Genomic DNA, 24105 nt, shown 5'->3' on the forward strand with positions numbered 1-24105 from the left:
TTAACAGAGGCGCTTTTATTTTTTAGGGGTTGGATTTATTTACCAGCCCGAGCCTTTTTTAGCGGCTCCGTTTTTGATATGCTCTTCAGCTTTTGCTTTACCTAAGATAGCGGCAAGTTTGTTGCCATCTTTGTCTAAACCTGTTGCAATGTATCGGCCTGCTTTAACGTCAATTACAGGGTCGATGATCGGAACGTTCTTGGTTTTTGTTTTTACAGAATAGGCGGTAATTGCGCCTTCAGATTTTGTTGCCATAATTAGATCTTAAAATTGTTGTTACGAATATGACATCCCTTCGCGGGATAATTAGTTTAAGGCAAACATAAACGATTGTATTTAAAATCAAATACTATTTGTAAATAATTGAAGTATAATTTATGCACAAAATGCCCAGTTTTTCACATTTTTTCGGTTTAGCCGGCTTTTCAGTTGTTTATCGCCTAAAAAGAAGCCCCTTATTAGTTACCTAAGGGGCTCTGTATATTCCTAAGCAATTATTGCTGAGGGCTTGTAGTTGTCGGACTTGTGGAAGTCGGACTGGTTGTTGTTGGGCTTGTTGAGTTAGGTGATGAAGGTGGTGTTGTTGGATTAGCCGGTGTTGGCAGTGTTGGGCTTGTTGTACCAGGGGTTGTTCCCGGAGTTGTTGTGTTTGGTGTTGTAGTTGGGTTTGTTGTGCCCGGGGTTATACCTGGTGTGGTTGTTGGTGCTGTTGGGTTGGCGGGAGTTACCGGATTTGTATTCGGGCTTGGATTTGGATTTGCCGGATTTACAGTACCCGGTGTTGTTGTATTAGATGGCGATGTTTTTGGCCTTACTTGTTTACCTTTAGTTGGAACCGTGTCGGCTGCCATAGTTTTCACATCAAATTTGTTTGTTTGAAGATTATTCTCCGTCGCTTTTGCATAGCCAAATGCGCATACTGCACTTACAGCTATTGCTATTACACTTACCTTTTTCATAATAGATTATTTTATGTAGTTCAGGTTAATATCAGCCATAACCGTGCCATAGAATAAACATTTCAGGCACATAATTGTCATCATTAAACAGTAATAGCCGATATAATGAAAAAGATAACACTTATTACAATACTGGGAATAGCAAGCTTGGCTGCCTGCAATTCCGGTGGAAAAAAAGATCAAACCGATAGCCTGAACACGGATACATCAATTATTACGGATACAACTAAAAATGTTTCAACAACAGGAGAAGCTTGTTTTTTGCACACTGATGGAACAAAAAACCAGGATAGTACAAAAGTACATCTTATAATTAATGGTAATAAAGTATCAGGCGATATGCTGTGGCTACCCGCTGAAAAAGACAGCCGAAAAGGTACTTTGCAAGGTACACAGGACGGTAACACCATAAAAGCCGTATGGACATTTATGCAGGAAGGTATGCAAGATACTATCGCAGTGGAATTTGATTTTCCGGGAGATGTATTGAAACAAAAACCACTTAAAGCTGATTTGAAAAGCGGCAGGCAGGTAACCGACACAGCGGCTGATTATACAGTTGTATATAAAAAGGTAGATTGTGAATAATCAGCTGTTTGTAATGTAAAAGTCTGCAGTGCTGATTTGACTATCACTTTACATTTATAAAAATGGAATGACCGTTATTTGAGCCAAACAACAAGATTTAACATGGATTTGCAATTAAACGGAAAAACCGCTTTTGTAAGTGGTTCTACACAAGGTATAGGGCTTGCTATTGCTAAAAGGTTGCTTAAGGAAGGCGCATCTGTAATAATTAACGGGCGTACGCAACAACGTATTGACGAAGCAATTGAAAAATTGAAACAAGAAGTGCCAGCTGCTGATGTAAAAGGTATCCCTGCTGATTTCAGTAAAGTTGACGAAGTGAATAATCTGCTTGCTGAGTTAGCGGAAGTTGATATACTGATTAACAACGCCGGCATATTTGAGCCTAAACCGTTTGTGGATATAACCGATGAAGACTGGCTGCGCTTTTTTGAAGTGAACGTACTTAGCGGGATCAGGCTGGCTCGGCATTATTTCCCTAAAATGCTTGCTAAAAACTGGGGCAGGATCATCTTTATCTCAAGTGAATCAGGTATTATAGTGGCTGAAGAGATGCTGCATTACAGCACAACAAAAACAGCTCAGTTAACCGTTAGTCGTGGTTTGGCCGAACTTACAAAAGGTACAAATGTTACCGTAAATGCAGTTTTGCCGGGACCAACAAAATCAGAAGGGGTTAATGAATTTGTTAATCAACTGGCTGCCGCGCAAAATATTACACCTCAACAAGCCGAAAAAGATTTCTTCAAAACAGCTCGTCCTACATCATTGATACAGCGTTTTGCAAGTGTTGATGAAATAGCTAACCTGGTAGCTTATATATCAAGTCCGTTGTCGGCAGCTACCAACGGTGCGGCGCTGCGTGCCGATGGTGGCGTGGCAAGGCTTATATTGTAAGATTTAGATTCAAAATAACGATGGGTTTAACACCCATCGCTATAATCAGTTATTAAACTATCTGTACTTGCACAGGTATGATACCTGTTTGTGTGATTTTACTTTGAATGATTGTCCGGCCTCAACTTCAAAAGATTGTCCGTTTAAGTACGATTGCCATATTTCACCTTTACCGGGCAATAAAGCATGTAATTCTCCCTCAATAACCACCATTGTTTCATGCTGTGAAGTGCTGAACTCGTATTCGCCCGGATCAATAACACCAACGGTTGATTTGCCTTCGGCCGATGTATAGGCAAGCGATTTAACCGCTCCACTAAAATAACTGTTTACGTCTATCATGGTTGTAAAATTAAAACGGGCGAATATGTAAAATTTTTACAATATCGCCCGTATATCTAACAACTCACATATACTGTAGTTTATTTTTTCAGCTTTTCTTTGAAGATTTTTTCGAGCTTGTCAACTTTTGGTTTGATTACTGCACGGCAATATGGCTGACTACCATTAAGATTATAATAATTTTGGTGGTAATCTTCGGCCTTATAAAAGGCTTTGTATGGCGCTATTTGTGTAACCACAGGCTTGCCGAACGCATTTTGCTTATTCAGTTCAGCTTTATAGTGATCGGCAAGCGCTTTTTGCTGCGGGTTATGATAAAATATTACCGAACGGTACTGCGTTCCTTCGTCGGCACCCTGGCGGTTAAGTGTTGTGGGGTCATGCATTTTCCAGAACACTTCAAGCAATTCTTTATAGCTGATCACGTCCGGGTTAAAGGTGATCTGCGTAACCTCGGCATGACCTGTAGTACCTGAAGATACATCCTCATACGATGGATTTTTTACATTTCCGCCTGAGTAACCCGATTCAACTTTTGAAACGCCTTTTAGTCGCTGAAAAACAGCTTCGGTACACCAGAAACATCCCATGCCAAACGTCGCTTTTTCTGTTGCCACGGGTTTGTTTTGTGATTTTGCTGCGGTGAAGATAATTAACAACGCTAATAAAATAGTTTGTGCTTTTATGCTGATCTTTTTCATTGCTTAACTTTAAGTGATGTACGCAATTTTTTTGTGTTTAGTTTAAGACATGGGTAGTATGACATACTGCCGACAAAACAATATTACCCATGGGCTGTAACCCCTATAATCGCTTTTACGTACTGATTTATTAACCATGAAAAACGTATTTTTTACTTGGGTATGCACCATATCATGCATCTTTTTATTGGGAAGTTGTTCAAAATCTGAACTTAGTTCGAATACCGAACAAAAACCGGAACCCGTACCCGCAGAGCGGGTTGAAGGGTCTGTTTTAATAGGTGACGAAGTTTATCCAACTATAACAATAGGAAACCGTGAATGGACAACAGAAAATTATCATGGAGAAGGTGGCGTTATGGTTCCTGTAATCGTTGTCCCGCCCGAACAAGATACATTGGTTTATGGAAAACTGTATACTGAAGAAGAAGCTAAGGCAATAACACTACCTGCAGGATGGCGATTGCCTAATACCAATGATTTTGTTCAATTGCTTCGCCGTGAAATGTCCGATTATAAGCGCGGTTCAACTATTCCGCCTGAAATTGCTGCGAGGTATATGGCTAAACACAGGTGGCAATTTACAACCGACGGAAACAACCTTACAGGTTTCAAAGCCGTTGCTGCCGGGCGTTATACCGAAAATGCTTTAGTTGATACCATACACTACGGCATGGGCACCACAGCAGCCTACCTGATTATTGATACAAGTACCGTTGAGAACGAATACAAACGGGCAATTTTGATTGAAAAAACAGATGAAGGTTCAACCATAAAAATGCGTGACATTATGCCGGTTAATTTGTACCGTAATGGTGAGTTATATAATGTTAACGATCGTTATACATTGCGTTTCGTGCGGGATAAAGTAAAGGAATAACTAATATACTAAAAACAAGCTTTAGATTTTACCATTACCCGCGGCTCAAGCACCAGCCGCGGGTATAAGGTAATTTGTAAGTATAGATAGATGATTGTTAAGCGTGACAGGTATTAGGTATTACCACGATGTAAAAATATAACACCTATCTCTTAAAAAACCACGTAGAAATACCTGTTTTTAAATTTTTTTCACTGTATAAAAAATGGGTTAAAACACCTGTTGACTGCTATTTGCCTATCCCTCATAGATATATTAACACCCTTGCCATTTTTCAACAATTAATAACTAAGTGCCGTTAAGCAGTTAAATTAGGCGGTTAAAACAGGGCAGAATTTTGGCAAAAGCAACCGCGAAAGAAACACCGTTAATGCAGCAGTATAACGCTATAAAGGCGAAGTATCCCGGCGCGCTGCTGCTGTTCCGTGTGGGTGATTTTTATGAAACATTTGGTGAAGACGCGGTTAAAGCGGCGGGCATACTGGGTATTGTGCTTACCCGGCGCGCAAACGGCGCTGCCACGCATATTGAACTGGCCGGGTTTCCGCACCACTCGCTTGAAACTTATCTGCCCAAACTTGTACGCGCCGGTCAGCGGGTAGCTATTTGCGATCAGCTTGAAGATCCAAAAACTACAAAAACCATTGTTAAGCGTGGCGTTACCGAACTGGTTACCCCGGGTGTGGCCGTAAGCGATAACATACTTCAGCAAAAAAGTAACAATTATCTCGCATCGCTATATTTTGAAAAGAACAGCATAGGCATAGCCCTGATTGATATCTCTACCGGTGAATTTTTAACCGCGCAAGGAAGCAGTGGTTATATAGATAAACTGCTGCAAAGCTTTGCCCCAAGCGAAGTGATCTTCCCTAAAAGCCGCCAGCACGATTTTAAAGATACTTATGGCGACCGCTTTTACACTTATATGCTTGATGAATGGCCCTACAGTGGCGATTATGCAGAAGAAACGCTGTTGAAGCACTTCGGTGTAAAATCACTTAAAGGTTTTGGTATTGATAGGCTTAACCTGGGTATCATAGCCGCCGGTGTTGCCCTGCATTATTTGAACGAGACTGAGCACCGCAACCTGCAGCATATATCAGCCATCAGCAGGATAGAGGAGGACCGTTACTTGTGGCTCGACAGGTTCAGCATACGCAACCTGGAATTGGTTGGATCGGCTAACGAAAACGCCCGTACGCTGGTTGAAGTGCTTGACAATACTTGTTCGCCCATGGGCGCACGCTTACTGCGTCGCTGGATTGTGATGCCCTTAAAAGAAATCAAGCCTATAAATGACCGCCTGAACGTGGTTGAATATCTGCTTGAGCAGGAGGAGCTGCGCGAAACCCTGCAGCAGCAAATACGACAAATTGGCGACCTGGAAAGGTTGATTTCCAAGATTGGTTTGCAAAAAGCAAATCCAAGGGAGGTTTGTCAGCTTAAAAAAGCACTTTTAGCTATCGGTGAGATCAAGAAGATCAGCGAAGCATCAACAAGTCAGCCATTGCAGTCGATAGGTTCGCAGCTTAATCCGTGTGCTTATATCTGCGAAAAAATAGATAAAGAATTACACCCCGAACCACCGGTAGCACTGGTTAAAGGTTCGGTAATGAACGAGGGCATAAACGAGGAACTCGACCGTCTGCGTAAAATCGCATTCGGCGGCAAAGGCTACCTGCTTGAAATACAAAAACGTGAAGCCGAACTGACCGGTATACCGTCGCTTAAAGTTTCATTCAACAACGTATTCGGCTATTATCTGGAAGTTACCCATGCCCATAAGGACAAGGTCCCTGCCGATTGGATACGCAAGCAAACGCTGGTTAATGCAGAGCGCTATATCACACCAGAACTGAAGGAATACGAAGAGCAGATATTAGGTGCTGAAGAAAAAATATTCGCGCTGGAAACCCAGTTGTATAATGACTTATTGTACTCGTTAACCGATTACATTAAGCCAATCCAGTTAAACGCGCAACTGATAGCCCGCCTGGATGTGTTATTGAATTTCGCCGAAATATCTATCAAAAATCATTATGTAAAACCTCAGATAAACGAAGGCAAACTAATAGATATAAAAGGCGGCCGCCACCCGGTAATAGAAAAAACACTTCCGCTAGGCGAGAGCTACATTACCAACGATGTTTTCCTCGATTCCGAATCACAGCAGATTATCATCATTACCGGTCCCAACATGGCAGGTAAATCGGCATTATTACGACAAACCGGCTTAATAGTGCTAATGGCGCAGATGGGATGTTTTGTACCGGCTAAAAGCGCTGTAATTGGTTTGGTTGATAAAATATTTACACGGGTCGGGGCCTCAGACAACCTGTCGTCAGGTGAATCAACCTTTATGGTGGAGATGAACGAAACGGCAAGTATCTTGAATAACCTTTCAGACAGGAGTTTGATTCTGCTGGACGAAATTGGCCGGGGTACTTCTACTTATGACGGTATTTCAATAGCCTGGGCTATTGCCGAATATTTGCATAACCATCCATCAGCCAAAGCCAAAACGCTGTTTGCTACCCACTATCATGAGTTAAACGAGTTGAGCAATTCATTTAACCGGGTAAAAAATTTCAACGTATCGGTAAAAGAAGTCGGTCAGCAAATTATCTTCCTGCGGAAATTAGTGCCTGGCGGAAGCGAGCACAGCTTTGGTATTCACGTAGCTAAACTGGCAGGTATGCCGCAAAAGGTGTTAAGCCGTGCAAATGATATCCTAAAAAAACTGGAAAATGAGCGCACCGGCGGCGAACATATAAAAGAAAGCATCCGCAAGGTGCAGCGCCAGGCAGTGCAGATGCAAATGTTCTCAATAGACGACCCGGTGCTGGTTAAAATACGCGACACCTTAAATAATTTGGATGTAAACACGTTAACACCGGTTGAAGCGTTAATGAAACTTGATGAAATACAGCGCTTAATAAAAGGATAATCATAGTTATAGTTAGGGTGTTTTCACCCAATTAGTTCATCTGTTGTAACGATATGATGATTTACGCCGTCATTGCTTTATACGTTTTTTAAACGATAACCGGATGACACAAATTACATCAACCATGAAAACACGAAACTCAACCTTCGCCTTTTTGCTTTTGGCATTCATTATAACATCATGCAGTACCATAAAAAAAACACCGCGTCCTGTAGTAAATAACGGCACTTATACTCCGGCGCCTGAAGGTCCAACGGTAAAAAAGCTTGGTCCGTATGTGATGGAAAAGCCCGAAAAGGAAATAGCTGAAAAGTATGCGACAATATTGAACGTTCGGAAAACCGATATCAGAAACGGTCGATTGTATAAATTTATTGATGAATGGATGGGCACGCCATACCGTTATGGCGGGTTAGACAAGGATGGGGTAGATTGTTCAGGTTTTGTGTACACGCTACAACAGCAGGTTTACGATATACAGAACATGCCTCGTTCAACCAATTTACAGATTAACTTCATCAAACGGAAATATGAAGAAGAGTTAAAAGAAGGCGACTTGGTTTTCTTTGATTTTGACGGCAGGCAGTTCAGTCACGTGGGTGTTTACCTGCAAAACGGTTATGTAGTGCACGCCAGTACCCGCAGAGGAGTTATTATCGTAAAACTGCATGATCCATCATTATACAAATACTTCTCGCGCGGTGGTTCGGTAATGGTTGAAAGGGAAGGCGAGGAGATAAGCAGCGGGCGGTAATCTTAACCTTGATTTTAATTTTTTAAGGAAGTATCAGGATTCCTTAGTGTAAAGCTGTTTTTTCTATCTTTGCGTGATGCAAAAACAAAAAGAAGATTATTCCTTCTGGACAAAATATAAACGCTTTGCAAAAACGGAAATATTGCTGTATGTGATCATGATTATTGGTATCATTCTCGGAATAGCAATATTCTCTTAACTCTTTTTATACTTCCGGAAATTCATACTTTGTATATTGCGTGGTAATGCACCCGCGTTTAAAAACAATTCAGCAAAAATTAAAAAAGCCTAAATCCATCGCTACACTGTCAGTGCTGGCTATTCTGCTTTTATTGTTTGCATTCTGCCTGCCTAAGCCTTTGTTTAAAAGCCCAACTTCTTATGTTATTGATGACGCGCAAGGGCAATTGTTAGGTGCTTCTATCGCCAGCGACGGGCAATGGCGCTTTCCGTATAATAATAGCGTGCCCGAAAAGTTTAAACAATGCATCATCACTTTTGAGGATAAGCGCTTTCGTAGTCATCCCGGTGTGGATGTTTTGGCGATGGGGCGTGCTGTAAAAGAAAGTATTAAGGCCGCGCATGTTACCAGCGGGGGCAGTACGCTTACCATGCAGGTGATACGCATGGCAACCAATCATAAGCGCACTTTCTGGAACAAACTGGTTGAAATGTTCATGGCGCTGCGACTTGAAGTGGGGTACAGCAAGAACGAAATATTAGCCTTGTATGCCAGTAACGCCCCTTTCGGTAGCAATGTTATCGGGCTTGATGCTGCCGCGTGGCGTTACTATGGCCGCAGTGCTGATAAACTTTCGTGGGGTGAAATGTCAGCCCTTGCAGTATTACCTAATTCACCATCATTGGTGCATCCCGGTAAAAACAGGCAAACTTTATTAAAAAAACGAAACCGACTGCTTGACAAATTAAAAGCCGAAAATATAATTGACAGCACCACTGCACAGCTGGCAAAACTTGAACCGGTGCCTGATAAGCCAGTGCCGTTACCCCGTTTCGCCCCACACTTGCTGCAGGTATTTAAACAGCAGAATAAACAGGGGAAAATTGAAGGTGACGCTCGTATCACCACCACTATAAAACTCGGCCTTCAACAACAGGTAAGCACCGTATTGGAACGCCATCACCAGGTTTTAAAGGCAAACGATATCAATAATATTGCGGCTGTTGTGCTGGATGTGGAAACCGGATCGGCATTGGCTTATGCAGGCAATATATTTCATCCGGGGGATGTGCAGTTAGAAAGTGATGTAAATGTGGTGAATGCGCCACGCAGTCCGGGAAGTACATTAAAGCCGTTACTTTATGCCGCCATGCTTAACGATGGCTTTATATTGCCAAACAGCCTGATACCTGATGTACCTACGCAAATAGCAGGTTATCACCCGGAGAATTTTGATTTGGGATACGATGGCGCTGTAACAGCATCAGTAGCATTATCCCGGTCACTTAATGTGCCGGCCGTTAAAATGCTGCAGCAGTTTAAGTATGAGCGTTTTTATGACTTTCTGCACAAAGCTGGAATAACTACCTTATCCAAGCCTGCCGATCATTACGGACTTTCACTCATCCTTGGCGGCGGTGAGAATACACTTTGGGAACTCACCGGTGCCTATGCCGACATGGCGCGGGTATTAAACCATTATTCAAAATATAACGGAAAGTACGATCCGGCTGATTGGCACACACCTGTGTATTCGGTATCTTCAACAAAGGAAAAACCAGAGCTGCAAAACAATGGCTTGCTTGATGCAGGAGCTGTCTATTATACCTTCCAGGCAATGGAAGAGGTTATGCGCCCGGGTGAAGAAATGTTGTGGCAGCAATTCAGTTCAACGCAGCGTATTGCGTGGAAAACCGGCACAAGTTTTGGTTTTAGAGACGGATGGGCAATTGGTGTTACGCCAAAATATGTGGTAGGCGTTTGGGTTGGTAACACCGATGGCGAAGGCAGACCGGGGCTTACAGGAATTAATAGCGCCGCGCCGGTGCTTTTTGATATTTTCCGGCTTTTGCCGGTAAGCCGCGACTGGTTTGATATGCCTGTACGGGATATGGTAAAGATTGCTGTTTGCCCACAAAGCGGCTACCGTGCCGGTGAATACTGTACAAGCCCTCAGCTAATGTGGGTGCCTAAAAATGGTTTAAAAGCAAAGGTTTGCCCATGGCATCAATTGGTGCATATATCAGGTGATGGAAAATGGCAGGTAACTTCAGATTGTGAACCGCCACAAGCTATTCTGAATAAAAAATGGTTCGTGCTGCCGCCTTCTATGGAATACTATTACAAAGCAAAAAACTTTGAATATCATGTTTTACCGCCATTCAGGGCCGATTGTGTGCAGGAAAATACCAATCCGATGGAAGTAATTTATCCAAAGGATGGCGCCAGGGTTTATGTACCTCTTGAGGCAGACGGACAGCGTGGCCGCATGATCTGTAATGCCGCTCACCGGCAGGAAGGCGTAAAAATATTTTGGCATCTTGATAACAAGTATGTAGGCGAAAGCCACCACCTGCATCAAATGGCGTTGAACCCTTCGCCGGGAAAACATACGCTAACTTTGGTTGACAGTAATGGCAATACCACCGTCATAAATTTTGTAGTGATGGATAAAGAGCAGTAAAACGCTAATCAATGCGTATCTTGGCTTAAAATCTATCGATACTAATGCTCGAACAGTACGACCTGTATAACCTGATGGTGCTTGATATTGAAACGGTACCACAATACCGTAACTATGAAGAAGTACCACCACAATTTCAAAAGCTTTGGGAGGCTAAAACGCAGACTTTGCGTAAGGAGGCAACACCGCATGAGTTTTATGACAGGGCGGGTATATGGGCCGAATTTGGTAAGATAGTATGTATTTCCGTCGGAATTTTTACCGGAGGAAAAAGTACAGGGCTGCGGGTAAAGTCATTTTCGGGGCACGACGAAAAAGAAGTACTTACCGGCTTTTGTGACTTGCTTAACCGTCAACCGCAAAACATGGTGTTATGCGCGCATAACGGCCGTGAATTTGACTTTCCTTATTTGTGCCGCCGTATGCTGATCAACGGACTAAAACATCCACCCCAATTAGAGATTTCTGGTAAAAAGCCCTGGGAAATAAACCACCTTGATACCATGGACCTGTGGAAGTTTGGCGACTATAAAAGCTTTACCTCATTAAGTTTATTGACAGCCATTTTTGATATACCAACACCGAAAGATGATATTGACGGCAGTATGGTAGGGCATGTATATTGGGAAGAAAACGCTGTTGACCGCATATGCACTTACTGCCAAAAGGATGTTGTCGCGACGGCTCAGCTTATCAGGCGTTTTAGGGGAGAAGAACTTATCCTTGACGAAAACATCACCATTGTAGGCTGCTGATGCTTAAAGTAAACAATCTTCATGTCGGTTTTAAAACGCAAAATGGTTTATTTGAAGCCGTAAAAGGAATATCGTTTACAGTAAATACAGGCGAAACCATTGGTATTGTCGGCGAATCAGGCTCTGGTAAATCGGTCACTTCACTTGCAGTAATGGGCCTGCTGGATAAAATGCAGGTTGAAATAAAAGGCGAAATATTGCTGGATGACATTAATATCTGCAGCCTGTCTGAAAACGCTATGCGGCAACTTCGCGGCGATCATATCGCTATGATTTTCCAGGAACCTATGACGTCGCTTAACCCCGTACTCACATGCGGCTACCAGGTTGCCGAAGCAATTAAAGAACATAAAGATATCACCGATAAAAAAGTGTTGCGGGAAATGGTGATTGGCCTTTTTAACGAAGTGCAATTGCCGCGTCCTGATAGTATTTTCGATAGTTACCCGCACCAGTTATCAGGCGGACAAAAGCAGAGGGTGATGATCGCAATGGCACTTTCATGCAATCCGGAACTTTTGATAGCCGACGAGCCTACCACCGCGCTTGATGTTACCGTACAAAAAACCATCATTGAGTTGCTGCAAAAAATAAAAGCCGAAAGGCAAATGAGCCTGATTTTTATTTCGCATGACCTGGGGGTAATTAATCAAATTGCCGACCGTGTGCTGGTAATGTATAAAGGCGAGATTGTTGAACAGGCGCCGGTAAGCAAACTGTTTGATGATCCTCAGCATCCTTACACTCGGGGTTTGCTGGCTTGCCGGCCTTCTCCGCACAGGCAACTGAAATACTTGCCGACTGTTGCCGATTTTGTAAATGCTGATAAATGCCCCTGTATAAAAGATGTTACTGAAAAATATGCATATGGGCCTGGCGAGATTGAGCAGCGCAGGAATGAGTTATACAAACGAGAACCAATATTAAAAGCAGATTGCTTAAGCACGTGGTATCCGGTGCATGCCGACTTTTTTGGCAGATCAAAAGAGATGATAAAGGCTGTAGATGAGGTTAGCTTTAATGTATACCCGGGAGAAACACTGGGTTTGGTAGGCGAATCGGGCAGCGGGAAGACTACTTTAGGGCGAAGCCTTTTAAGGTTGATTGAGCCAACGGCGGGTACTGTCAGCTTTGAGAGTATTAACCTGCAAAAGTTGGGTGTTAAAGATCTGCGATTAATTCGCCGTGATATGCAGATTATTTTTCAGGACCCTTATTCATCCCTCAATCCGCGGTTAACAATAGGTCAGTCGCTTATGGAACCGTTGCAGGTTCATGACATGTATAGAAATGATAACGGCCGTCGAAAAAAAGTTATAGAAGTGCTTGAGCGAGTTAGCCTTTCCCCCGACTTTTTTAACCGCTATCCGCACGAGTTTTCGGGCGGACAAAGGCAGCGTATTGTTATAGCAAGGGCACTGGTATTGCAACCAAAGTTTATCATCTGCGATGAATCTGTTTCAGCGCTCGATGTTTCGGTACAAGCTCAGGTACTAAATTTACTTCGCGAATTACAAGAGGAATTCAATCTGACCTATATTTTTATTTCTCACGATCTTTCGGTTATCAAACATATATCCGACAGGATGATGGTAATGAACAAAGGACAAATGGTTGAAATGGGTTACCCTGAAGATATTTATGCTAACCCAAAGCAAGAATACACCAAACGGTTAATTGCAGCTATACCGGAGTAATTTTAAAAACTTTCGTCGTAATTGAATTTTGCATCATTAAATACCCGTTCTTTAGTAGGGGTAATCAAAAGAAAATACACCATCAGCGCACCCGATATCATTAGAAAGAACAAATTGCCGGTTATAAAGAATACCGCTATTCCGAACAGCGAAGGACCTTCTAATAAAGCTGATTTAATAATCATAGCAGTTTGATACTTTGCCAATTTTTGTGTTGGTGTAGCATCAGTTTGTATATTTTCTAATTGACGTTTACCAAGCATGTTGCATAACAGAAAACCAACAACAGCAAATACAGGAACAATAAATGTTAAAATATCGCCTGTGTTTATTTCAAAATGAGTTTTGCCTGCCTGTAAATTGAAAGTAACTGCAGCAAACAATAATTGCCCAACTAACAACGCAAAATGGATAATTAATATTGATTTGAAAACAGCCGGTGAAGGTGTGGTAAAGTTTTTGTCGGGTTGCATATAAGGTTTGTATTGATTGGTAAATGTAGCAAAATGCACAATATCAAAACCTGAACACTTTATCTATATTTGAGTGTTATTAAATAACGTCAAAAAGCCGGATAGCTTAAATAGGATCCGCATTATAAACTACCGTGAGTAAAAGGAAAAATAATTCTACCATAAAACAATTGCTGACACAGTTAGTACTTGGTGTGTTCGAGCAAAACGGCAATACGCCGTTAAACTATAAGCAGGTATCGGCTAAATTAAATATCCACGATCCTGAATCGCGCGATATTATTCTTGAGATACTAAAGGACGAGACCAGGAAAAATACGATAAAACAAATATCGCCCGGTAAATTTCAGTTGCTTGAACTAAAAACTTTTGTTGAAGGTCGTGTAGATATGACAGCAGATGGTTCGGCGTTTATTGTGACCGATGATGCCGACGAGTCGGATATTTTCGTGGCACCCCGTAAACTGCGCACAGCGCTTAACGGCGACCGTGTAAAAGTATACGTATATGCAAAAAGCCGCGGCCGTAACAAAGAAGGGGAAGTTATAGAGATACTCGAGCGCCGTAAAATGGAGTTCAGCGGTTTGGTAAAACTGTCGGACAAATACGCGTTTTTTATGCCCGACGACCGCAAAATGCTGCACGACATCTTTATTCCGCTTACTGAACTTAATGGTGCGCGAAACGGCATAAAAGCCGTGGCTGAAATTACCGATTGGCCCGCTGGTGCAAAAAATCCTGTTGGAAGGATAAAGCATATACTGGGTGAACAGGGTGAGAACGATACCGAGATGAACGCTATCCTGGCTGAGTATGGTTTCCCGTTATCATTTCCTGCAGATGTTGAGCGTGAGGCAGAAGAAATTTCAGATGAAATCAGTCAGGAGGAAATTGCAAAACGTCGTGATTTCAGAGATGTGATTACCTTCACTATCGACCCTTATGACGCGAAAGATTTTGATGATGCCTTATCATTCAAAATACTTGAAAACGGTAATTATGAGGTAGGTGTACATATTGCAGATGTAGCCCATTATATTGAGCCCGACTCGGCGCTTGACAAAGAAGCATTTGAACGCGGCACCTCGGTTTACCTGGTTGACAGGGTAATACCAATGCTGCCCGAAAGGTTGTCAAACGGCTTGTGTTCGCTTCGGCCTAAAGAAGATAAATTGTGTTTTGCTGCAGTTTTTGAGCTTGATGCAAATGCTAATATCGTCACCGAGTGGTTTGGCAAAACTATTATCCACTCAAACAGGCGCTTTACTTATGAGGAAGTGCAGGAGATCATTGAGGCTAAAGAAGGCGAGTACAGCGAAGAAATCTTAAAATTAAATGAGCTCGCCTACATTCTGCGTGAGCGGAAATTTAAAGCCGGCGCTATCAGCTTTGAAACTACAGAAGTAAAATTCAAGCTGGATGAAAACAGCAAGCCCATCGGGGTTTACGTCAAAGAACGTAAAGACGCGCATAAACTGATAGAAGACTTTATGCTGCTTGCCAACCGCAAGGTAGCCGAGTTTGTGAGCAAAAAAGGCAAGGGCAAACGCAAGTATACTTTTGTTTACCGTGTACACGATGCGCCCAAGCCCGAAACGCTGGCCAATTTTGCACAATTTGCAGCGAGGTTCGGTTATAAGATCAATACCAAAAGCGATAAGGAAGTAGCCAGGTCGCTTAATTACCTGATGGAAAGCGTTGAAGGCCGCAAAGAACAGAACGTTTTAACGCATCTGGCAATCCGCTCAATGGCTAAGGCAATTTATACTACAAAGGGCACCAGTCATTACGGTTTGGCGTTTGATCATTATACTCACTTTACTTCGCCAATACGCCGTTACCCGGATGTGATGGTGCATAGGTTGCTGTTTCATTACCTAAACGAGGGGCAATCGGCCAACGCTGAGCACTATGAAAAGCTTTGTGAGCACAGTTCACAAATGGAGAAAAAAGCTGCCGATGCCGAACGTGCTTCAGTTAAATACAAACAAGCCGAATACCTGGCCGACCAGGTAGGTAATACTTTCAATGGCATTATCTCCGGCGTAACCGAATGGGGCATGTATGTCGAAATTATTGAGAACAAATGCGAGGGCATGATTCGCCTGCGCGACATAACTGACGATTTTTATACGCTCGACGAAAAGAACTACGCAATCATCGGTCAGCGTAAAAAGAAAGTTTATCAACTTGGCGACGAGGTGCAAGTTCGGGTTAAGCAGGTTGATCTTACTAAAAAGCAAATAGATTTTACCTTAGTGCAGGAGTGAGTATATTTGCCCTGTTAGTACATGAAGAAACTTAGCGAACTGCAGGAAATCATTATTGATGCCCTTGGCCAATACAAACTGCCTGCCCACCCGAACGAACTTTACGAACCTATAACGTATATACTTAGCATTGGTGGTAAACGCCTGCGCCCTGCGCTGGTACTTATGGCCTGCGATATGTTTGGCGGCAGGGTAGAAGATGCCGTTCAACCGGCTTTGGCTATTGAGGTTTTCCATAATTTTACGTTAATGCATGATGATATTATGGATAAAGCTCCGTTACGCCGGGGTAAAGCCACCGTGCATGAAAAATGGAATCAGAACATTGCCATACTTTCAGGCGACGCCATGATGGTTGAAGCCAATAAGCTGATGATGCAGGTTGATGACAAAATATTGCGTCCTGTGCTCGATATATTTAATAAGACAGCTCAAGGCGTATGCGAAGGGCAGCAACTTGATATGAATTTTGAAGACGATAACAAAGTTTCCATTGAAGAGTATCTTGAAATGATACGCCTTAAAACGGCGGTATTGCTTGGGGGCGCGTTAAAAATAGGAGCGCTTATTGGTGGGACTGATGCTGCTAACGCTCAAAACTTATACGATTTTGGGGTCAATCTTGGCATAGCCTTCCAACTTCAGGATGATATATTGGATGTGTATGGCGACCCACAGAAATTTGGTAAGCAGGTGGGTGGTGACATTATTTCAAACAAGAAGACCTTTTTGCTGATAAAAGCGCTTGAACTGGCACGGCAGGCAAATGCAGGAGAACTTACAGAATGGGTATCGGCTATTGATTTTGACAAAGCAGAAAAAGTTGCAGCTGTAACAGCTATTTACAATGAGTTGCAAGTACGCAGCTATGCCGAAACAGCCATGAACAGCTACGCTGAAGTCGCCTTTAAAGCACTTGACTCTATCTCGTTACCCGAAGATCGTAAACAATACCTGCGCGATTTTGCCGATAGTTTAATGGTAAGGGATTACTAACAGTTATCCCTTTTTAAACTTATCAGCCAATAATTTCAGCATATCGTCATTTATCGGCTGGGCTGGCTTATCATCTTGCTTTTTGTTTTGATAAGGCCTGTTTGATTGCTGGTTATATTGCGGCTTTTGGAAGCCTTTCCCCACCGGATTGCTTTGTGGAGGTGGAGCAGGCTGCTGTTGCTGTGGTTTTGGTTGAGAAGCTACTCTTGCTTGTCTTTCAGCTGCTTTGCGCCCGTTCCAGCGTTTGTATATTTCGTCAACCTTACGCTTGGTGTACAACGGAAAATCGCCCTGCATTAACCATGAATAGTAGCTTGGCTCAACGTCAAATACATCTTCAAGGCGTTTACCCTTATGCTTACCAAAGTTTATCAATTCTTCGCCTGCTTCATTGTACACCAACCTGCCCGCAAAATCAACAGGTTTGCTAAGATTAGTAAATTTGTGCAAGGCTTCTACATCACCCACAACGGGTATGCTTTTTACACCCTTTTTGTCTTCCCATTCATGTTCATGATACCTGGCTATTTGTGCAAGCAGTACTTCCATGGTTGCACGTGTATCGGCTTCGGCACTGTGTGCGTTGATAATCTGTTTACCACAATAAAATTGATAGGCAGCTTTTAATGTGCGCTGTTCCATCTGATGGAAAATGTTTTGTACATCAACAAAATGGCGGTTGTCCAGATCGAATTCAACACCGGCACGCAAAAACTCTTCCATCAGCATGGGAATATCAAACTTGTTTGAATTATAACCCGCTAAATCACTTATATGTATAAAGTCTGCAATCTCCTGGGCAATCGCTTCAAAAATTGGGGCCTCGGCTACATGTTCGTCATAAATACCATGAACCATTGACGACTCTAGCGGGATAGGCATACCGGGGTTTGCCCGCCATGTTTTTACTTCTTCGCTGCCATCAGGATGAAGTTTAATAACAGCGATTTCAAGTATTCGGTCGGTACCAATATTAACCCCGGTAGTTTCGAGGTCAAAAAATGCCAGTGGGCGCTTTAAAACAAGTTTCATAATATTCTTAAGGCTGCAAAAATCCGAAAAACTTTTGGTACCGTGAATTTTATTTGCTCATCTTCTAACAATTAAGTACCTTCAAAGTGCTAAACCAATTAAATACCATGAAATTTATTATTGCAATTTTTATATTCTGCACTTTTGGTGTTGTAACCTCGTTTGCGCAACGTCAACCTGAAAACTTAACTTATCAAGTGAATACATCTTTCAGCTCGTCGTCTTTTTTTAAGCCCGACTTTCCGGAAGGTTCGGTATCTCCACAGGAAATAAATATGCAAAGTTATGCTGGTGATACATCGGCTGTTGCTTTGGTTTTAAATGAGAATGGCAAAGCCTTTTTTATAAGCAATACAGCTAATCCTCCAATACAATTCGAATATCATGTAAGAATTAAAATACTAAAAGATAAAGGCTTATCATACGGAGAAATAGAAATACCGCTGTACAATCGTGACAAAGGCAGTTACGAACGTTTGCGTGAGGTAAAGGCAGCAACTTTTTATAAAGACGAATCAGGTGCGGTAAAAAAAGCCACGTTAACCGATGATATGATAAAAACCATCAAACTTGATGAACACAATACTGTAGTGAGATTTACAATGCCTGCACTTAAAAAAGGTTGTGTAATTGATTATAAATACATCACAGAAACACCTTACATCAATAACTTCAAAACCTGGAAATTTCAGTGGCTTATTCCAAAAGTGCAATCGGTTTTCAACGTAAGCATACCTCAAATATTTGGCTATGAAGTTGCAATGAAAGGAACGCTTAAACTGGATTCAAACGCGGTTCAACAGGAAAAGAAATGCTATTATTATAATAACAATGTTAGTGATTGCCTGGATGCTGTATATATCATGAAAAATATCCCGGCTTTACATGTTGAGCCTTTTATGCCAGGTTTGAAAAACTATGCATCAGCTTTATATTTTCAACTTACTGATATGACTGCAATACCAAATTTCGCCGACAGAAATTATGGCGTGCACTTGAACATTGGTAAAGATTGGAATGAACTGGAAAAATATCTTAAAACCCATGATGAGTTGGGAGAGCAGCTAAAGAAGAAAGATGTTTTAAAAAACGAAATGGCCAAAGTACTGCAAGGTAAAACAGATGCTGAAGATAAAGCCAAAACCATCTATAAATTTATTCAAAATGCCATTAAATGGAATGGTGTGCGCAGCATATTCAGTCCGGCAGGTATTAAAAAAGCATATGAAAGACATACAGGAAACAGTGCTGATATCAACCTTGCGCTTATTTCTGCATTAAGTACAGCAGGTATAAAAGCCGAAGCAGTAGTAATGTCATCGCACGAAAATGGTTTAATCACACGCGACATTCCCAGCCTAAATGATTTTGATTATCTAATAGCCAGGGTAACAATAAATAACAAACAATATTTTGCTGATGCTACGGACATATCACTTGCTTTTAGCCAATTGCCCGAAAGGGCTATAAACGTTAACAAAGTATGGCTTATTAACATGGCGGGAAGTAATGTTTGGATAGACGCACCAACCACAGATAATGGAAACGATGATATTGATATATCATTATTACTACAGCCGGATGGTAGACTTAAAGGCACCATAACCATCACTGCTACAGGTTATGCAGCATACGTTCACCGGCATAGTATAAAACAATTTGCCACACAGCATGAATATTTGAACATGCTCGAAAAAAGCAGGATGGTCACTATAACAAATGCTGATATAACAAATAGCGACAATGTTGAACTGCCATTTAAGGCAACATATCAAATAGAAGCGAAACTACCAGATGATAACAAAATTGATTTAGGCCAAATTATACCCAAGGAAACTCCACCTGACTTCAAACAGCAATCGCGTGTTTATCCGATTGACATGACAAATACCCCGCAAACATCATATAAAATTGTTTTTGACACGGGCGACAATTATGTAATTAAAAAAGCACCTCAAGATGTTTCAGAAACTTTACCGGGTGAAGGGGGTAAACTAAGCACTGTGGTTAAAAATGAAGGTAACAAGTTTGTGCTGCAACAAAGTATTTTAATTAATAAAAACTTGTTTTCTCCCAAGGAATATCAGGATATTAAGCACTTTTTTGATAAAGCATTAACATCAGGGAACCTTACAGTAATAATTGGTAAAAAAATTTAAAAGCCTCAATTTATTTAGCATTTTTGTTGACGGTGATTTATAATTAAGCACCGTGATCTAAACCTTTTGTTCGATGATTAAATCACTACTTTCTTTACTATCTCTCTTTTTTTTAGTTAACGTTGCTAACGCCCAAGACGAAGATTTCCAATACGGACAGTTCAGCTGGGACGAACTGAACATGAAATCTTATAAAAATGATACATCAGCACATGCTGTTGTACTAAAGGAATATGGTAACGCCTGGATAAGCAGTAACGATGAGATCCGCCTTCAGTATGAATATCATGTTAAAATTAAAATTTTTGATAATAAAGGTTTCAATGAAGGTAAAATAGAAATACCTATTTACAAAGGAGATAGTGACGATAGGGGCGAAACTGTTACGGAGATTTCGGCAAAAACTACTTTTGTAAATGACAATGGTACCATAGGTGCTGCCGAACTTGATAAAAAAGGCATTTTTACAGTAAACGAAAACCAATACTGGAAAAAAGTAACTTTCGCTTTGCCAAATTTACGTAATGGTTGTGTAATCGAATACAAGTACCGCCTTACAAGCCCTTACATACAGCATTTTAAATCATGGGAATTTCAATCTGATATTCCAAAAATGTCATCAGTGTACAGAGTTCATTTGCCTGGAGTATATAATTATAACGTTTCTATACGTGGGCCGTTAAAATTACTTGAGGGACCTGAATATAAACCTGAGCGCGAAAGTGAATGTTTTTCAATAGCAGGTATTAAAGCAGATTGCTCCAAATTTATATTTGCCATGAAAGACATTCCGCCCTTTATTGAAGAGGATTATATGACTTCGCGGAAAAACTTTGTTTCGGCTATAAATTTCGAACTTCAGGAATATTATAATCTAAATACCGGTGTAAAAATACAAATGACCAAAGAGTGGAAAGATGTTGATAAAGAGATGCGGATAAGTGAATACTTCGGCAGTCAGATTAAAAAGAAGGATTTTTTTAAAGAAAAACTCATACCTGTAATTAACGGAACAAACAACGAGCTTGATAAAGCCAAAGCAGTGTATAATTTTATACAAAAAAATTATAAATGGAATGGATTTAAAGGGATTTATAGTGATGGTATTCGTAAAGCATTTGAAAAGCATACAGGTACAGTAGCAGATATAAACCTGAGCCTTGTAGCTGCCCTCAACAGTGCGGGCTTAAATACTGAAGCTGTATTATTATCAACACGCAGTAATGGCTTGTTAAGTAAAATTTATCCTGTAATAACTGAGTTTGACTGGGTGGTGGCCAAAGTGAATATAGGCGATAAAGCTTACTATTGTGACGCAACCGACCCGTTATTGCCATTCGGAATATTACCATTGCATTGTCTTAATGATCAGGGGCGCGCTATGAGTATTGATAAGCCATCATACTGGGTTGATTTCAGTCCGCAGGAAAAAACAAGCACTTATCTGCTTGATTTGGTGCTTCAGGAAAACGGTAAGCTTAAAGGCAGGATTGTTAATTATTCGGCAGGATATGATGGATATTTAAAGCGTAAAAAGATTAAAGGATTTAATAGTGTAGATGAATATATTGAAGACCTGGACGATAAACAGCCAAAATTAAGAATTTTAAAATCCGACATTAAAAATATTGATAGTCTGGAGTTGCCGCTGGTAGAAAACTATGAGGTAGAAATGGATGTTTATGACAACTTAAATGCTAAAAAATTCACCTTCAATCCATTTATATTGAGTAAAATAAGTGAAAATCCTTTTAAACTGGCTGAACGAAGCTATCCGGTTGATTTAGGTATGCCTTTAACAGAACGTGTAACGTTAAATATTGAATTACCGGCTGGTTATACTATTGAAACGCCACCAAAGGATATAAGCTTTGCTTTACCAAATAATGGCGGTAGGTTTGTAACGCAGTTTACCGGTATCGGTAACAAGTTTAGTTTTTCACATTTGATTAGTCATAAAAAGGCAATTTACGCGTCTGAAGAATACCCATATCTTAAAGAGTTTTATAATCAGGTCATCTTATCAGAAAAAAGCGATCTTGTTTTCAGGAAAAATTAATGAATAAGTATTTTAGTTGTTTATGCCTGCTTATTTTAACACTAAAAGTAGGCGCACAAGCACCATACAAGGCAGCTGATATACCAAAAAACCTTCTGCCTTACGCAAGCGCGATTATACGTAACAGCGTATTTACCACCGAAGTAAAGGATATTGACAATACAATTTATCATGTCAAAATGGCCATTACTGTACTGAATAAAAACGGCGATGATGCTGCAGCGATTGAAGTATGGCATAACAAAAGTAATATCATTAAATATATTCGTGGGGTTGCTTATGATGAATTCGGGACAGTAATTGGCAAGATTGCAGAAAGGAATTTTGTTGATAACGATGCCATTAGTGATTATTCATTGTTTGAAGATTCAAAAGTAAAACACTTTGAGCCGTCTATCAGCAATTATCCATATACAATAGAATATGAGTATGAAGTGCGTGCTAAACAATCAATGTCGTTTCACGATTGGTATCCTATTCCGCATTATGGTATAGCTGTTGAAAAAAGTAGGTATACATTTATCTGTAAGCCGGGCTTTAAATTGGCTTATAAAGCATATAATATTCAAATTAACCCCACCGAAACTACCAATTCTCAAGGTGCAAATAGCTATACATGGGTTATGGAAAACATTAAAGCACAGCGTTATGAACCTTATAGCCCGGTTGAAGAAAAATTTCTGCCTATAGTAAAATTTGCTTCGAAGCAGTTTAGATATGAAAGCGTTGATGGCTCGTTTACAAACTGGAACGAGATGGGTAAATGGATATATGATAAGTTGCTTAGGGGGCGAGATGCATTGCCACCTGCGACAGTGAACATGGTAAAAGATCTAACGGCAGGCATGTCTGATCCAAAACAAAAGGCAAAAAAAATATATGAGTATTTGCAACAGCATACACGCTATATAGGCATACAAATAGGTTTAGGCGGCTATCAGCCGGCTTTTGCAGGTGAAGTTGATCGTTTGAAATATGGAGATTGCAAGGGCCTTGTAAATTATACCCAGGCCTTATTAAGGGCTGCCGATATTCCTTCATACTATTGTGTTGTAAATGCAGGTGATGAAAAGATCTCGCTCGATCCTGATTTTGCCAGCATGACACAGGCGAATCATATTATATTATGCCTTCCCTTTAAAAACGATACAACATTTTTGGAGTGTACCAGCCAAAAGGAGGCTTTTGGATTTTTAGGCAGTTTTACTGCCGACCGGCTGGTGCTGGCTTGCACGCCTGATGGTGGAAAACTGATACGTACCCCCAAATATTCTGCTGCTTTTAACTTGCAAATGCGTAAAGCGCTGCTAACACTTGACTCAACAGGGTTATTAACTGGCACAATGCACACTTTGTATAACGGAACCCAATATGATAATATGGACGAAATATTGGAAGAGCAGGGTAAAGAGCGTGAAAAAGAGTATAAAAACAAATACCCTATAAATAATTTAGAATTGGAAAAGCTTCAGTTTAAGCAGGACAAAGGGCAAAAGCCAACAACTACCGAAAGTGTAAGCTTTAATGCCAGAGATTATGCCGCAGTAGCGGATGGTCGCCTGATGTTTATGCCTAACATCGCTAACAGATGGGAAAAGCCATTGCGTGATGTGCGTAACCGGAGTAATATTGTTGAAATTAAAAACGGTTTTACTGATGAGGATGAGATAGTTTATACCATACCTGAAGGGTATAGACTGGTAAAACAACCATTAAATATAACTATTGATAAGCCATTTGGCAAATATAACGCGCTGGCTATTTTAAATGGTAACAAGCTTACTTACAAACGCTTTGTTCAACTAAATGAAGGTACATATAGTAAAGAAACCTATTCTGAATTGGTTAGCTTTTATCAATCAGTGGTAGATCATGATAGTTACAGCATTATTTTAAGTAGAAGCGGAGAGTATAAGTGATCGCTGATAAAAATTATCAGCGATCATTAATT

At 41.0% G+C, this 24105-nt stretch carries 19 protein-coding genes; 13 read left to right on the top strand and 6 right to left on the bottom strand.

All coding sequences use genetic code 11. The features are described 5' to 3' along the window. Window positions 1-39: 39 nt before the first annotated feature. Together EOD41_RS03900 and EOD41_RS03905 are read right to left on the bottom strand one after the other, a co-directional pair. A complete protein-coding gene (locus tag EOD41_RS03900; protein WP_127703452.1) occupies window positions 40-255 on the bottom strand; it encodes a hypothetical protein in 216 nt (71 codons plus the stop codon). Window positions 256-494: 239 nt separating this feature from the next. After that, window positions 495-959, bottom strand: coding sequence for a hypothetical protein (locus tag EOD41_RS03905; protein ID WP_127703453.1), 465 nt, complete (start codon window positions 957-959; stop codon window positions 495-497). A 105-nt stretch (window positions 960-1064) separates the two neighbouring features. Here EOD41_RS03905 and EOD41_RS03910 point away from each other — a divergent pair, with 105 nt between their 5' ends. Together EOD41_RS03910 and EOD41_RS03915 are read left to right on the top strand one after the other, a co-directional pair. Next, a complete protein-coding gene (locus EOD41_RS03910) occupies window positions 1065-1547 on the top strand; it encodes a hypothetical protein (protein WP_127703454.1) in 483 nt (160 codons plus the stop codon). 102 nt (window positions 1548-1649) lie between these two features. Beyond that, entirely contained in the window at window positions 1650-2444 is a 795-nt protein-coding gene (locus EOD41_RS03915; protein ID WP_127703455.1) for an SDR family NAD(P)-dependent oxidoreductase, read from the top strand. A 57-nt stretch (window positions 2445-2501) separates the two neighbouring features. On the opposite strand, the gene ppnP is transcribed toward EOD41_RS03915, so the two are convergent. Together ppnP and msrA are read right to left on the bottom strand one after the other, a co-directional pair. Then, window positions 2502-2786, bottom strand: coding sequence for a pyrimidine/purine nucleoside phosphorylase (gene ppnP / locus EOD41_RS03920; protein ID WP_127703456.1), 285 nt, complete (start codon window positions 2784-2786; stop codon window positions 2502-2504). An 80-nt stretch (window positions 2787-2866) separates the two neighbouring features. Further along, a complete protein-coding gene (gene msrA, locus EOD41_RS03925) occupies window positions 2867-3487 on the bottom strand; it encodes a peptide-methionine (S)-S-oxide reductase MsrA (protein ID WP_127703457.1) in 621 nt (206 codons plus the stop codon). A 136-nt stretch (window positions 3488-3623) separates the two neighbouring features. On the opposite strand from msrA, the gene EOD41_RS03930 reads away from it, so the two are divergent. The 6 genes from EOD41_RS03930 to EOD41_RS03955 all read left to right on the top strand — a co-directional run bounded on the left by EOD41_RS03930 (window position 3624) and on the right by EOD41_RS03955 (window position 13165). Then, window positions 3624-4367 (top strand): FISUMP domain-containing protein, encoded by a 744-nt coding sequence (locus EOD41_RS03930; protein ID WP_127703458.1) that lies wholly within the window; start codon window positions 3624-3626, stop codon window positions 4365-4367. Window positions 4368-4704: 337 nt separating this feature from the next. Next, window positions 4705-7314 carry a DNA mismatch repair protein MutS gene (mutS, locus tag EOD41_RS03935; protein ID WP_127703459.1) on the top strand — a complete coding sequence of 870 codons (2610 nt, stop codon included), beginning with the start codon at window positions 4705-4707 and terminating at the stop codon, window positions 7312-7314. A 124-nt stretch (window positions 7315-7438) separates the two neighbouring features. Beyond that, window positions 7439-8068 carry a C40 family peptidase gene (locus EOD41_RS03940; RefSeq protein WP_240663171.1) on the top strand — a complete coding sequence of 210 codons (630 nt, stop codon included), beginning with the start codon at window positions 7439-7441 and terminating at the stop codon, window positions 8066-8068. Window positions 8069-8313: 245 nt separating this feature from the next. Then, window positions 8314-10713: a penicillin-binding protein 1C gene (pbpC, locus tag EOD41_RS03945; protein WP_127703460.1), complete on the top strand. Its 2400-nt coding sequence runs from the start codon at window positions 8314-8316 to the stop codon at window positions 10711-10713. 44 nt (window positions 10714-10757) lie between these two features. Continuing rightward, entirely contained in the window at window positions 10758-11468 is a 711-nt protein-coding gene (locus EOD41_RS03950) for a 3'-5' exonuclease (RefSeq protein ID WP_127703461.1), read from the top strand. Then, window positions 11468-13165 carry an ABC transporter ATP-binding protein gene (locus EOD41_RS03955; RefSeq protein ID WP_127703462.1) on the top strand — a complete coding sequence of 566 codons (1698 nt, stop codon included), beginning with the start codon at window positions 11468-11470 and terminating at the stop codon, window positions 13163-13165. The genes EOD41_RS03950 and EOD41_RS03955 overlap by 1 nt, the downstream gene beginning before the upstream one ends. A 2-nt stretch (window positions 13166-13167) precedes the next feature. On the opposite strand, the gene EOD41_RS03960 is transcribed toward EOD41_RS03955, so the two are convergent. Beyond that, window positions 13168-13638 carry a hypothetical protein gene (locus EOD41_RS03960; protein ID WP_127703463.1) on the bottom strand — a complete coding sequence of 157 codons (471 nt, stop codon included), beginning with the start codon at window positions 13636-13638 and terminating at the stop codon, window positions 13168-13170. A gap of 134 nt (window positions 13639-13772) precedes the next feature. Here EOD41_RS03960 and rnr point away from each other — a divergent pair, with 134 nt between their 5' ends. Together rnr and EOD41_RS03970 are read left to right on the top strand one after the other, a co-directional pair. Further along, a complete protein-coding gene (gene rnr / locus EOD41_RS03965) occupies window positions 13773-15908 on the top strand; it encodes a ribonuclease R (RefSeq protein ID WP_127703464.1) in 2136 nt (711 codons plus the stop codon). Window positions 15909-15929: 21 nt separating this feature from the next. Continuing rightward, complete coding sequence (locus EOD41_RS03970) at window positions 15930-16904, top strand: polyprenyl synthetase family protein (RefSeq protein ID WP_127703465.1); 975 nt, start codon at window positions 15930-15932, stop codon at window positions 16902-16904. A gap of 3 nt (window positions 16905-16907) precedes the next feature. On the opposite strand, the gene EOD41_RS03975 is transcribed toward EOD41_RS03970, so the two are convergent. Next, window positions 16908-17936: a 3'-5' exonuclease gene (locus EOD41_RS03975; RefSeq protein WP_127703466.1), complete on the bottom strand. Its 1029-nt coding sequence runs from the start codon at window positions 17934-17936 to the stop codon at window positions 16908-16910. 107 nt (window positions 17937-18043) lie between these two features. On the opposite strand from EOD41_RS03975, the gene EOD41_RS03980 reads away from it, so the two are divergent. The 3 genes from EOD41_RS03980 (at window position 18044) to EOD41_RS03990 (ending at window position 24073) form a co-directional block, all read left to right on the top strand. After that, complete coding sequence (locus EOD41_RS03980; protein ID WP_127703467.1) at window positions 18044-20095, top strand: DUF3857 domain-containing protein; 2052 nt, start codon at window positions 18044-18046, stop codon at window positions 20093-20095. 73 nt (window positions 20096-20168) lie between these two features. Continuing rightward, on the top strand, window positions 20169-22154 hold the full coding sequence (locus tag EOD41_RS03985; protein ID WP_127703468.1) for a DUF3857 domain-containing protein: 1986 nt from the start codon (window positions 20169-20171) through the stop codon (window positions 22152-22154). Continuing rightward, window positions 22154-24073: a DUF3857 domain-containing transglutaminase family protein gene (locus EOD41_RS03990; protein ID WP_127703469.1), complete on the top strand. Its 1920-nt coding sequence runs from the start codon at window positions 22154-22156 to the stop codon at window positions 24071-24073. The genes EOD41_RS03985 and EOD41_RS03990 overlap by 1 nt, the downstream gene beginning before the upstream one ends. Window positions 24074-24105: the final 32 nt, after the last annotated feature.

It is taken from the genome of Mucilaginibacter limnophilus, assembly GCF_004005815.1.
GTDB lineage: Bacteria > Bacteroidota > Bacteroidia > Sphingobacteriales > Sphingobacteriaceae > Mucilaginibacter > Mucilaginibacter limnophilus.